This is a genomic window from Phenylobacterium sp., from assembly GCF_030646615.1.
Lineage (GTDB): Bacteria > Pseudomonadota > Alphaproteobacteria > Caulobacterales > Caulobacteraceae > Phenylobacterium.
The window spans coordinates 1-12,309 of record NZ_JAUSLG010000078.1; the positions used below are offsets into that span (position 1 = coordinate 1).

Sequence of the window (12,309 nt, forward strand, 5' to 3'; positions counted from 1 at the left end):
CGGCCTTCTGGCCGATGCCGACGTAGATGCAGAGGAGGTCGCCGCCGGTCTGGTTAATGATCGCGTCGATGGCCAGCGCCGTCTTGCCGGTGCCGCGGTCGCCGATGATCAGCTCGCGCTGGCCGCGGCCGACGGGGATCAGGGCGTCGATGGCCTTCAGGCCGGTCTGCACCGGCTCGTGCACCGACTTGCGCGGAATGATGCCCGGCGCCTTGACGTCGGCGCGGCGACGCTCGGTGGCCATGATGGGGCCCTTGCCGTCGATGGGTTCGCCCAGGGGGTTCACCACCCGGCCCAGCAGGCCCTTGCCCACCGGCACGTCCACGATTTCGCCGAGGCGGCGGACTTCGTCGCCCTCGCCGATGGCGCGGTCGTCGCCGAAGATCACGACGCCGACATTGTCGCGCTCCAGGTTCAGGGCCATGCCCTTCACGCCGGCCTTGGGGAACTCGACCATTTCGCCCGCCTGGACGTTGTCGAGGCCGAAGACCCGGGCGATGCCGTCACCGACGGACAGAACCTGGCCGACGTCGGAAACGTCGGCTTCTTCGCCGAAATTGGCGATCTGCGACTTGAGAATGGCCGAAATCTCGGCGGCGCGGATATCCATGGTCTTACGCTCTCTTGAGGGCGAATTTCAGCGAGTCGAGCTTCGTACCCAGCGAAGCGTCGAACAGACGGGAGCCGACCCGAACCTTGATGCCGCCAAGGATCGACGGATCGACGTGGGTCTCAATCTCAGGGTCCTTGCCCAGGGCCTGGCGCAGGGCGGCGGAGACGCCCCGGGCCTGGTCCGCAGACAGGGGAAGCGCGGTGGTCACGTGGGCCGAAACCACACCCCGACGTTCGGCCGAGAGGGCCTGGAACGCGGTGATCACCGAAGGAATGGCCGAGGCCCGGCCATTGGCCGAGATCAGGCCGAGAAACTTGCGGGTGGTCGGATCAAATCCGGCCTTGGCCGCCACAGCGGCCAGACCCTTGCTCTTGTCCTGGGCGCCGAAGGCCGGCGAGGCCAGCAGGACGCGCAGGTCACGGCTGTCGGCCAGCATCGCCTTCAGCGACTTGAGGTCAGCTTCGACCGCCGCAATCTTGTTCTCGTCGTTCGCGAGATCGAACAGGGCCTGAGCATATCTGCCGCCCACATTCGAAGTCCTGGAATCGTCCGCCACTATGTGTCCGCCCGGTGCGTGTCAAAAGCCGCGACAGAAGAATATCCGCCACCGCTAAAGGCTTGAAAGCGCTTGAAAAAGCACGTCGCCGAAAGAGGAGGTCCACCCCCCGACCCTAAGCCGCGCGCCTGATAGCACGCGATTTTAGGCGCCGCAACCAAACCGGCGTCTGGGAAATCGGCCATTTCGCCTAAGCCGGGGCGGCGGCGTCGAGCCTGCGGAACACCGCAGAGCCGGTGGCGGCCAGGGCGCCGTCGCCCTTCAGCACCCGTCCATGGACGAAGACCAGGGTCCGCGTCCCCCGCTCGACCCAGCTCTCCACCGTGACGGCTTCGCCCGCGACGAGGGGCGCGCCGTAGTCGAGGGTGAGGGAGACCGGCGCTGCGGCCTCGCCGATGGCGCCGGCCATGGCCGGTTCGAGGAGGGCGGCGGCCGGCGCCGGGCCGGCGGGCGCTTGGGCCCTATGGATCAGGCGCGCGGCGGCGGCGGGGGCGGCTGCGCTGGAGGCGGGGGAGGATGCGTTCATGGCCGCGCCCCTTTAAGGCGCAACGGGCAAAAGAAAAAGGGCGCCGGAGGCCCGGCGCCCAGTTTGACAGGCTCGATAACAGACGGCTGGGAGGCCGAACTTAGCGGTTGGCGACCTGCGTCTTGGGCAGAGCCGCTTCGTTGCAGGCGCTGAGGCGCTCGGCGTCGAAGGATTTGCGGCTGTCTGCGAAAGCCGCGATGGGCCCGAACTTGCCCGCCAGGTCCTTGCAGGTCGCGGTAATGAAGGTGCGCGAGTTGGTCGCGCTGGCGACGCATTCGGCGCCTTCGCACCAGAAAACGGCGCCGCCGGCCACCAGCTTGGTGCGCTCGGCCACGGGCTGCTCGAGCTTGGCGGTGACCATCTGCTGGGCGGCGGCCTGGCCGGCGATGGCCAGCGTCAGGAAGGCCGCGGCGGCGGCCGCGGTGTTACGGATCATCATGGGTCGCACTCCGGGGTTGGGGAGGAAGCGGCGCGAAGCGGCGGCGCCGGCTGGCCCGAAAACCCCTTGCGACTATCCCCATCGCCTGGCGCCCTCGAACTAAGCAACGCTAAGATAACGGCGTTAAGATTGGGCGCAACCGCCATTTGCGTTGGACGGCTATGCAAGTTTGAAGACGCGAGGCCCCGACGCCCCCCTTCCCCCAGGTCACCTGCGCCGTGGAATCGCCCCGTTCATCCCCCATCAACCCTGTCGCGCGTTTTGTGGGGTTCGGATAAAGGATCGCGCCAAACCCAGGCGCCGAGACGCGCACGCTCTCTATAAGAACGGCTAGGACGACGAATGGCCAATTCGCAACCGCCAGGATCGCCCCGCTCGGGCCGGAGCGGCCGCGCCCGTCGGACGCCGCTGCAGGCCTTCTTCTATTGGACCGCGGTGATCGGGGTCTGGGGGTTGATCTTCATGGCGGCCTTCTTCGCCGTCTTCGCGGTCGACCTGCCGGACACCTCCAAGCTCTATGATGTCGAGCGCCAGCCCTCGATCTCCTATCTGGACCGCTCCGGCGCCCTGGTGGCGGTGCGCGGGTCGCAATACGCCCCGCCCGTGGACCTCGACACCCTGCCAGAGCATGTGCCGAAAGCCTTCATCGCCATCGAAGACCGCTGGTTCTACTGGCACCCCGGCTTCAACCCCTGGGGCATTATCCGCTCGCAGTACTACAACATGACCAGCGATGGCGGCCCCCTGCGCGGCGGCTCGACCATCACCCAGCAGCTGGCGCGCAATCTGTTCCTGACGCCGGCCCAGACCTATCGCCGCAAGGCCCAGGAGCTAATCCTGGCCGTCTGGCTGGAGATGAAATTCTCCAAGAAGGAGATCCTCGAGCTCTATCTGAACCGGGTCTATTTCGGCGGCGGCGCCTATGGGATCGAGGCCGCCTCGCAGCGCTATTTCAACAAGCCCGCCCCGGAGCTGACCGTGGGCGAGTCCGCCCTGCTGGCCGGCATGATGAAGGGGCCGTCGCGCTACAGCCCCGTCTCGGCCACCGAACGGGCCGCCCGCCGCGCCACCGTGGTGCTGGACGAAATGGTCCGCCTGGGCGCCATCACCCCCGAGGAGCGGACCGAGGCCTTCAACAATCCCGTGCGGGTCAATCCCACCCTGGCCAACCAGCGGGCGCAGTATTTCGTCGACTGGATCGACGACGAGGTCCGCGCCCTGGTGGGCGAGCCCACCGACGACCTGGTGGTCGAGACCACGCTGGATCTGCCCATCCAGACCGCCGCCGAGCAGGCTGTGCGCCGCGGCGTGGCCGCCGGCGCCGATCAAGGCATCGGCCAGGGCGCCCTGGTGGCCCTCGACGGCGAGGGCCGGGTGCGGGCCTATGTGGGCGGCGCCGACTATCAGGAGAGCCAGTTCGACCGGGCGACCATGGCCAGGCGTCAGGCCGGCTCGGCCTTCAAGCCCTTCGTCTATCTCACGGCCATGGAGCAGGGGCGCACCCCCAACGTCCGCGTGGTCGATGAACCCCTGCGCATCGGCGACTGGGAGCCGCGCAACTACTCCGGCGACTTCCGTGGGGAAATGACCCTGGAGCAGGCCCTGGCCCAATCCACCAACACCGTCGCCGCCCGGCTGGCCAGCGAGGTCGGCACCGGCAATGTGGCCTCTACGGCGCGCCGCCTGGGGATCACCGGCAATATCCAGCTCGACCCCTCCATGGCGCTGGGCGCCGTCGAGGTGAGCCCCATGCAGATGGCCCAGGCCTACGCCCCCTTCGCCAATGGGGGCTTCAAGGCCCAGGGCTATGGGATCGAGCGCATCCGCACCTCCGACGGCCGGGTTCTCTATGACCACAATGTGGACAAGCCCCAGCGCCAGTCGGTGATCGGCTCGCCCGCCCTGCAGTACATGAACCAGATGATGCGCGGCGTCGTGGCCCGCGGCACCGGGACAGCCGCCCAGGTCCCCGGCTACGACCTGGCCGGCAAGACCGGCACCACCAACGACTATCGGGACGCCTGGTTCGTCGGCTACACCGGCGGCTTCGTCGCCGCCGTCTGGGTCGGCAAGGACGACAATTCGGCCATGCGCCGGGTCGCCGGCGGGGGCGCGCCGGCCCGGATCTGGAAGGATTTCATGACCGCGGCCCTGCCCCGGCTGAACGCCCAGCAGATCCCGGGCGGCACGATCGATCCCCCGCCCCAGACGCCGGCCGTCGATCCCATCGGCGATCTCCTGGACGGCGTGGGCGGCATGATCGGCGGCGATCCGGCCCCTCAGCCCAGCCCGCCGGGCAATCCGGAGCCGATCCCCTACTGAGCCGTCGGCCGGGGCCTATGACGCCTCGGTTGCGCCCACCGCGTGCAGCCGCGCGCCGTGGAGCCGGAGCCACTGCCGATGGGGGGCCGGATCACCCACCAGCGCCTCCACCAGGGCCCAGAAGCGCGGGCCATGGTTCAGCTCGCGCAGGTGGGCGCACTCGTGGGCGACCACATAGTCGGACACCTCCGGCGGGGCCAGCGCCAGGCGCCAGGAATAGCGGATCACCGCCGGCTGGACGCCCACCGCCGGCTTGCACGAGCCCCAGCGCGACCGGGCGTCGGTCAGGGCGATCTTGGGCTGCGCCGCGCCAAGGGTGCGGGCGTGGATCGCCGTCAGGGCGCTGAGCTCTTCCAGGGCGTGGCGCTTCACCACCCGCTGAACCGCCCGGGCATAGGGTTCGCCCGCGCCGGGCGCGAGGATCTGGCCAGGACCGTCGGGGTCGGGCTTGACCAGCCTGGCCCGTCCGGCGCCCACCCCCAGCACGACCTCTGCGCCGAACAGGCTCAGACGGGCGCCGGGCGCGAGCGGCAGGGCGCTGGGCAGTTCGGCGAGGCGCGCCAGGATCCAGTCGATGCGATCGCGGGCGAAGGCCGCGGCCTCCCCCAGGCGTCGCGGGCTTGGCGCCGTGGCCACGACTTCACGCCGGCTGCGGTCCAGGCGCAAAGACACCCGGCGCGCCCGCGCATGCACTTTCAGGCGGATGACGGCGCCGGAGATCTCGATCCGGTCGCCATCGGCGAAGCTGCGGCCAAAGGGACTCATGTCCCCCTGATTTATGCAGGCTTGGCGGACTTGTCGAAGCGGCTTTGATGATCGGCGATGAAGTCCCGCACCCGGGGATAGATTTCCTCCCGGAAGCGGCGGCCATTGAACACGCCGTAATGGCCCACATGGGGCTGCACATAGTCGACCTTCAACGCGGCCGGCAGATTGGCGCAGAGGTCGTGGGCGGCCTGGGTCTGGCCGATGCCGGAAATGTCGTCGTTCTCGCCCTCGACGGTCAGCAGGCCGATGTCCTTGATCTGGCCGGGGTCCACAAGCCGATCACGGTGAATCAGTTCGCCCTTGGGCAGCAGGTAGCGCTGGAAGACGTAGTCCACCGTCTGGAGATAGAATTCCTCGGTCAGGTCGAGGACCGACAGGTACTCGTCATAGAATTCCAGGTGCTTGTCGGCGGAGTCCCCATCGTCGCCCATCAGGTCCTCGAGGTAGCGCAGGTGCGCTTCCTTGTGACGTTCGATGTTCATCGACATGAAGGAATAGAGCTGGACGAAGCCCGGATAGACCCGGCGGCCCATGCCCGGATAGGGCGGCGGGACCGTATAGACCATGTTCGAGGCGAACCAGGCGAAGGGGCGTTCTTCAGCCAGCTTGTTGGTCACCGTCGGCGAGAAGCGCGCGTCGATGGGCGAGCCCATGAAGGTCATGGAGGCTGGGCGGGACGCCTCGTCATCCTGGGCCATGAGGCTGGCGGCGGCCAGGACCGGCGGCCCCGGCTGGCAGACGGCCACCACATGGGGCCGCGGGCCCAGGAACCGCAGCATGTCCCGGATGTGGTCGATATAGTCGTGGAAGTCGAAACGGCCCTCCATCACCGGCACCGACCGGGCGTTCTCCCACTCGGTGATGTAGACCTCGTGATCCTGCAGGAAGGCCTGCACCGTGCCCCGCAGCAGGGTGGCGTAGTGCCCCGACAGGGGGGCGACGATCAGCACCGGCGGCTCCAGCCGGGTGCGGCCGGCCCGGCGCATGTCGGTCATGTCGCGGCTGAAATGGGTGAGCTTCGCCCAGGGCGAACTCCAGACCGTCTGGGTGCGCACCGCGACGCTCTCGCCATTGATGCTGACGGAGTCGATGCCCCATTCCGGACGCCGGTAGCGGCGGGTGAGGTTCGAGAACAGGTCCGCCGTGGCATAGAGCCGGCGGCCAAGCTCGCTGTCCCGGGCCGGATTGAGCGGGGAGCTCCAGAAGTCCCGGGTCGCCAGGGCGGCCAGGCGCATTGGCGTCGCGCCGTAATAGCTGGTCTCGTGCAGGGTATAGAGCATCTGCCAAACGTCCTTGTGCGCTGCAACATATCACGCCGCGCCTTAACGGAGTCCAGCCCTGGCCGTTCCGCAGGACCCGCCGCCCTGCGACCGGACGCCGCGCGGGCGCCTAGCCTTCCTGCATGGCCGTGCGGATCAGGCGGGCCATTTCGTCGGGCGCTATGCCAAAGGCCAGGACGCGGTTGAAGCGCCCCTGGGGGTCCATCAGATAGGCCGCCGTGGAATGATCGACCGTATAGTCGGGGCCCTCGCCCGACTTGCGATAATAGACATAGTAGGCCTTGGCCACCTGGGCGACCTGCTCGGGCGTGCCGGTCAGGCCGATGACATTGTCGGGGAAGGCGTCCAGGGACAGGTAGGTCTTCAGCTGTTCGGGGGTGTCGCGCTCAGGATCGACCGAGATGAAGACCGTCTGCAGATCATCCCCCCGGGGTCCAAGCTGCTGCTTGGCCACATCGATCGCCTGCAGGGTCGAGGGGCAGATGTCGGGGCAATAGGTGAAGCCGAAGAAGACGATGTTCCACTGGCCCTCCAGCACGCTCTCATCCACTTGCCGGCCGTCCTGATCGATCAGCTGGAAGGGACCGCCCACATTTCCCTGCGCCGTCTGGGCGCCGTCGCCCGCGCCCTGTCCGCCGCCCATCTGCCAGAAGAGGCCAGCGCCCACCGCCAGGCCGACGACCGCCACCAGGGCGATGAGGATCAGAGAACGTTTCGACATGGCCAGACCTCGCGCAGGGCGTGCAGTTTAGTTTGGGGCTCGCCATGACCATCGATCTCGGTGATCTTCAGGGCAATGGCCCTCAAGAATGACGGATCGGCAGGCCTGAAGGACCCCCTGGGTCTCGATAGGCAAAGCACCGCCCTGCTGCAAGGCGAGCTCGCCTGGGACGAGGCGGTCCTCAAGCAGGGCCGGCTGCGGATTCGCACCGTCGTCACCCTGCGCTGGGTGATGGTGACCAGCGAGGCCGCCGTGCTGGCGGTCAGCGCCGCCCTGCTGGACCTGCCCGCCCCCTACGCCATCTGTTTCGGCCTGGTGGGCCTGGCCGCCTGGGTGAACTTGCTGGTCGGAATCGCCACGCCGGGCCAGCGGCTGCTGAACCCGGCCGAGGCCACCCTGCAGCTGGGCTTCGACATCATCCGCATCGCCGCCCTGGTCTTCCTGACCGGCGGCATCCTCAATCCCTTCGTCGTGCTGATGATTCCACCCCTGGCCCTGGCGGCGGCCACCCAGTCCCTGGCGCCGACCCTGGTCCTGGGCGTCCTGGCCATGGGACTGGGGGCGGTGTTGAGCTTTCTCGCCCTACCCCTGCCTGGCGCCGAAACCCCTGCGGCCGCCTGGCCCCTGGGATGGCGGCTGGGCGCCATGACCGCCCTGCTGCTGGGGCTGGCCTTCACCGCCGCCTTTGTGCGCGAAGCCGCCCAGGAGACCGCGCGGCGCGCCCTGGCGCTGGACGTCACCCAGGCGGTGCTGGCCCGTGAACGGCGCATGACGGCCCTGGGCGGCCTGGCCGCAGCGGCGGCCCACGAGCTCGGCACGCCGCTCGCCACCATCGCCATCGTCGCCAAGGAAATGGCCCGGGAGGCGACCACCCCGCAGATCCGCGAGGACGCCGACCTGCTGATGGCCCAGGCTCAGCGCTGCCGCGAAATCCTCGCCCGGCTCACCGAAGCGCCGGACGCCTCGGACGAGGTCCATGAGCGCATGAGCCTGCTGCAGCTGCTGCAAGAGGTGATCGAGCCCCATCGCGATGTGAAGGGGGTGCGCCTGGAGGCCATCGTCACCGGCGCGCCAGGGGTGCGAAAGCCCGGCCTGGCCCGCATGCCGGAGGTGATCCACGCCATCAGCTCCTTCGTGGAGAACGCCGTGGACTTCGCCACCTCCGAGGTGCTGGTCACCGCCCGCTTCGACGCCGACACCGTCGCCCTGGAGGTCCGCGACGATGGCCCAGGCTTCGCCCCGGAAATCCTCGCCCGCCTGGGCGAGCCCTATGTGACCAGCCGGCCGGGCGCGGAGGGTTCGCGCACCGGCCACATCGGCATGGGCCTGGGCTTCTTCATCTCCAAGACTCTTTTGGAGCGCACCGGCGCGGTGGTGGCCTTCCAGAATGGCCGGCCGCGGGGGGCGGTGGTCTCGGTGCGCTGGCCGCGGGGCCGGATCGAGCTCGACCATGGCTGACCAAAACCCTTTGGGGACTTGCAGTTAGGCGCCGGAGCACTCCAGTATCCAATACACGCACGGAGGGAGGCCCGCACGCGCGGGTGGCGGTTCATGAGCGACTTGAGCACCCAGATCGAGGCCTTGCCAGACAAGAGCCTGTTGCTTCTGGATGATGACATGGCCCTTCGAACCCGGCTCGGCCGCGCCCTGGAGGGCCGGGGCTTCGAGCCGGTGCTGGCCGCCAGCGTCACGGAGGCCCTGGCCGCGGTGAAGGTCTATCCACCGGCCTTCGCCGTCCTGGACATGCGCCTGGAGGACGGCACGGGGCTGAAGGTGGTGGAGGCCGTGCGCGAGGCCCGCCCCGACGCCAAGATCATCATGCTGACCGGCTATGGCAATATCGCCACCGCCGTGGCCGCGGTGAAGGCCGGCGCCGTGGACTATCTGTCCAAGCCCGCCGACGCCGACGACGTGGCCCGCGCCCTGCTGGCCCTGCCCGGCGATGTGGCCGCCCCGCCGGACAATCCCATGAGCGCCGATCGCGTGCGCTGGGAGCATATCCAGCGGGTCTATGAGCTGTGCGGCCACAATGTCTCGGAAACCGCCCGGCGGCTGAACATGCACCGGCGCACCCTGCAGCGGATCCTGGCCAAGCGCGCCCCGCGCTGAGGACCTAAAGAACCAGGGCGGCGCCGGCCCGCAGCGCCGCCAGTCGGCCAAAGGCCACGGTCAGCGCCTTGCGCCGCGCCCCGGCCAGGCTGGCCACCGGCGCCTCGCGCAGCACCGCCCCGCCAAAGGCGTCGGCGACGATCAGGCCCGGATCATCGGGCAGGATGTGCTGGGGAAATTCCGGGGCCACGGCGAAGGCGAAGGCGTCGCAATAGGGCTCATACTCCCGCCACTTCAGGTCGGTGCGAAAGTCCTCCAGGCTCGACTTCACCTCGACGATGAAGAGATCGCCGCGCCGCCCCAGCGCCATCAGATCGGCCCGCCGGCCATTGGGCAGACAGACCTCGGTCAGCGGCGCGTAGCCCAGCGCCGCCAGCAACCGCGCCGCCCCCCGGGTCACCGCCTGGGTGATCTCAGGCCGGGAGACCGGCGCGCAGGTGCTCAGAACGAGATCCATGGCCCCACCATGTTCCGCCTTCGTTCCCAAGGCAAGGGGGCGGTCCGCCTCACCTTGCCTGTTGCGGGAATTCCAGGGTGGCGGGGTCGTAGCCGAGCTGCTTGATGCGGGCGATGGCCTGGTTGCGGACCGCCGCGCTCAGCTGGGGCGCCTTGGAGAGCAGCCACACATAGTTGCCCCCCGGCGTGCCCATGATCAGCCAGCCCTGGTCGGTGCGGTGATCGAGGATCCAGTATTCCTGGTTCATCACGCCGCCGAAGAAGCTGAGCTTGAACTTGGCGTTCTTCTCCGGATCAACCGAGGTGGCGTTAGCCTTCCATTCCTTCTTCGGACCGTCCGGCGCGCCGCGGCGGCAGGTCTGGACCACCGAATAGCCGGCGCCCGAGCGGGTCCAGTCGGCGGTGGCGGCCTCGCAGGCCTTCTGCATGGCGTTGGGGGTGCGGGCCACCTCGTACCAGCGGCCGGTCATGCTGGTCAGCTCGACCCGGTTGGCGGGCTCGGGCGCCTTGGCCGCGGCGGGCGCAGGGGTGGCGAGCGCCAGGAGGGCAGCGCCCAGGGCGGCGGGAGCAAACAGGCCGAGGGCGCGGCGGGGGACATGGATCTGCATGCCATAAGCCTAGAAAAACAATGCGCCCGGAACAAGGACGCCCGCCGGGGTCGCCGGCGGGCGTCAAAGGTTCAAAGGATCGGCGCGCCTATTCGGCGGCGATGGTCACCGGCTTCAGGGCCCGTTCCTTGAAGTTGATGGCCTGCAGATAGACGATGCCCTCTTCGGCGATGTCGTCGCCGACCATGCGGTCGCCCTCGGCCTTGAGTTCATCCATGTCCACATACATGCCGTAGAAGGCCCGGGTGCGGTCGGTGATGATGCCGGCGTTGAGCAGGGTCTTGATCAACACCCGGAAGATGTTGGTCGATTCCTTCATGTCCTCGCGGCGGGCCTCGTCGGTGGCCAGCTTCTGGATCTCCTCCAGCACCTTGTCGGGGTCGAGGCCGAACTCCTCATAGAGATCGCGCTGCTCGCTGGGAGACACCAGGTTGAACAGCAGCACCTGGAAGCAGTGGGCCGCCCAGTCCTCGATGATCTCGTGTTCCTGCGGGGTCAGCTTGGGAATGGTCCGGTCGGCCCAGATCTTCCCGAACTTGTGGTGGAAGGCCTCATCCGTCATCACCAGCTGCATCAGCTTGCGGCCCAGGGGATCGTTGAGCTTCTGATAGAAGGTGGCGAAGGCGCCCATGGCCAGGCCCTCCACCAGCATCTGCATGCCGATGATCTTCTTATAGACCTCCGGCGAACCGATGATGTCCACCAGCAGGTCCTGCAGCACCTTGGTGCATTCCACCGGCCGGCCCCAGCGCGCCTTGATGTACTTGGCGAAGGCCGTGACGTGGCGGGCCTCTTCGCGGGTCTGGTTGGCGGCGTATTCCTGGGCGCCCTGGTCGTAGAGGACGTGGCACAGGCTGGCCGACAGGTTCAGCGCCCCCTGCTCCCCATGCAGGATGGAGGAGAAGGACCGCAGCAGCGACTTGTTGATGAACTGGGCGCGCAGGCTCGGATCGCTCAGGTGGTTGCTGACATATTCGGTCTGCAGGGCCACCACCAGGTCCTCGGGCACCAGGGCGTCATTGTCCATGTCCCAGGGCTCGTCGAAGTCGATGTACTTCTTGTCCAGCGGATCCCAGAAATGGTCGTGGGTGGCCGAAATGATCTTGTCGAAGGCTGTGGAGCGCGAATTGTAGCGGTCCAGGTGCAGCATGGACTCGAAGTCGTCCGGCGCGACCGCGTCGTAGATCATGTCCTTGGTGATGTTGCCGTCAGCGGCCATTCGTTCCTCCTGGGGTTTGGGAAAGCTTGGGCGCCCTTGCTCCGATCTACGCTCGGCGGACGTCTCTCTGGCTTTGGAACCAGCCTGCCTCCTCAGACCGGTGTTCGTCAAAGGAATACGTGACGCCGGCGTCAATTTTGCGGCGCCCGGCCACAAAAAACGCCGCCGGGGGTCCGGCGGGCGTTTCGATGGCGCAGATGACGCCTGGGCCTATTCGGCGGCGATGGTCACCGGGGCGGCGTGGCGGTCCTTGAAGTTGATCTCCTGGAGGTACTTGATGCCCTCTTCGGCGATGTCGTCGCCGACCATGCGGTCGCCCTCGGCCTTGAGTTCATCCATGTCCACATAGATGGCGTAGAAGGCCCGCGTCCGGTCGGTGATGATGCCAGCGTTGAGCAGGGTCTTCACCAGCACGCGGAAGATGTTGGTCTGCTCCTTCATATTCTCCCGGCGGGTCTCGTCGGTGACCATTTCGGCCATCTCGGCGATCACCTTGTCGGGGTCGAGGCCGAACTCCTCATAGAGGTCGCGCTGCTGGCTGGGGGAGACCAGGTTGAACAGCAGGGTCTGGAAGCAGTGGGCCGCCCAGTCCTCGATGATGGCGTGCTCTTCGGCGTTCAGGTGCGGGATGGTCCGGTCGGCCCAGATCTTCCCGAACTTGTGGTGGAAGGCCTCGTCGGTCATCACCAGCT

The 12,309-nt window shown here is 67.9% G+C and carries 12 protein-coding genes and 2 pseudogenes; 3 read left to right on the forward strand and 11 right to left on the reverse strand.

The genetic code is table 11. The features are described 5' to 3' along the window. The 4 genes and pseudogenes from Q7S93_RS14345 to Q7S93_RS14360 all read right to left on the reverse strand — a co-directional run. Nucleotides 1-610 (reverse strand): annotated as a pseudogene (locus Q7S93_RS14345) (F0F1 ATP synthase subunit alpha); the annotation flags it as partial. Between the two features lie 4 nt (nt 611-614). Next, the gene (locus Q7S93_RS14350; RefSeq protein ID WP_300575364.1) at nt 615-1,169 is read right to left on the reverse strand and encodes a F0F1 ATP synthase subunit delta; all 555 of its coding nucleotides are present in this window, start codon (nt 1,167-1,169) and stop codon (nt 615-617) included. A 190-nt stretch (nt 1,170-1,359) separates the two neighbouring features. Then, a complete protein-coding gene (locus Q7S93_RS14355; protein WP_304714597.1) occupies nt 1,360-1,695 on the reverse strand; it encodes a PaaI family thioesterase in 336 nt (111 codons plus the stop codon). A 100-nt stretch (nt 1,696-1,795) separates the two neighbouring features. Further along, complete coding sequence (locus Q7S93_RS14360) at nt 1,796-2,134, reverse strand: CC_3452 family protein (protein WP_304714599.1); 339 nt, start codon at nt 2,132-2,134, stop codon at nt 1,796-1,798. 342 nt (nt 2,135-2,476) lie between these two features. Between Q7S93_RS14360 and Q7S93_RS14365 the strand changes: the two genes are divergently transcribed. Next, nucleotides 2,477-4,456, forward strand: a complete 1,980-nt coding sequence (locus Q7S93_RS14365) for a transglycosylase domain-containing protein (protein ID WP_304714600.1) — start codon at nt 2,477-2,479, stop codon at nt 4,454-4,456. A 15-nt stretch (nt 4,457-4,471) separates the two neighbouring features. Here the strand turns inward: Q7S93_RS14365 and Q7S93_RS14370 are convergent, their stop codons facing one another. From Q7S93_RS14370 to Q7S93_RS14380, 3 genes are all read right to left on the reverse strand, one after another. Then, nucleotides 4,472-5,221, reverse strand: coding sequence for a M48 family metallopeptidase (locus Q7S93_RS14370; RefSeq protein WP_304714602.1), 750 nt, complete (start codon nt 5,219-5,221; stop codon nt 4,472-4,474). Between the two features lie 11 nt (nt 5,222-5,232). After that, nucleotides 5,233-6,504: a polyhydroxyalkanoate depolymerase gene (locus tag Q7S93_RS14375; RefSeq protein WP_304714603.1), complete on the reverse strand. Its 1,272-nt coding sequence runs from the start codon at nt 6,502-6,504 to the stop codon at nt 5,233-5,235. Between the two features lie 109 nt (nt 6,505-6,613). After that, entirely contained in the window at nt 6,614-7,225 is a 612-nt protein-coding gene (locus Q7S93_RS14380) for an SCO family protein (protein WP_304714604.1), read from the reverse strand. 75 nt (nt 7,226-7,300) lie between these two features. Here Q7S93_RS14380 and Q7S93_RS14385 point away from each other — a divergent pair, with 75 nt between their 5' ends. Next, nucleotides 7,301-8,683 carry an ActS/PrrB/RegB family redox-sensitive histidine kinase gene (locus Q7S93_RS14385; protein WP_304714605.1) on the forward strand — a complete coding sequence of 461 codons (1,383 nt, stop codon included), beginning with the start codon at nt 7,301-7,303 and terminating at the stop codon, nt 8,681-8,683. A 93-nt stretch (nt 8,684-8,776) separates the two neighbouring features. Then, entirely contained in the window at nt 8,777-9,334 is a 558-nt protein-coding gene (locus Q7S93_RS14390; RefSeq protein ID WP_304714606.1) for an ActR/PrrA/RegA family redox response regulator transcription factor, read from the forward strand. 4 nt (nt 9,335-9,338) lie between these two features. Here Q7S93_RS14390 and mmcB read toward each other — a convergent pair whose 3' ends face one another. From mmcB to Q7S93_RS14410, 4 genes and pseudogenes are all read right to left on the reverse strand, one after another. Next, nucleotides 9,339-9,791 (reverse strand): DNA repair putative endonuclease MmcB, encoded by a 453-nt coding sequence (gene mmcB / locus Q7S93_RS14395; protein WP_304714607.1) that lies wholly within the window; start codon nt 9,789-9,791, stop codon nt 9,339-9,341. 49 nt (nt 9,792-9,840) lie between these two features. Continuing rightward, entirely contained in the window at nt 9,841-10,398 is a 558-nt protein-coding gene (locus Q7S93_RS14400; RefSeq protein ID WP_304714608.1) for a lipocalin family protein, read from the reverse strand. 88 nt (nt 10,399-10,486) lie between these two features. After that, on the reverse strand, nt 10,487-11,617 hold the full coding sequence (locus Q7S93_RS14405; protein WP_304714609.1) for a ferritin-like domain-containing protein: 1,131 nt from the start codon (nt 11,615-11,617) through the stop codon (nt 10,487-10,489). A gap of 210 nt (nt 11,618-11,827) precedes the next feature. Next, nucleotides 11,828-12,309, reverse strand: a pseudogene (locus tag Q7S93_RS14410) (ferritin-like domain-containing protein); the annotation flags it as partial.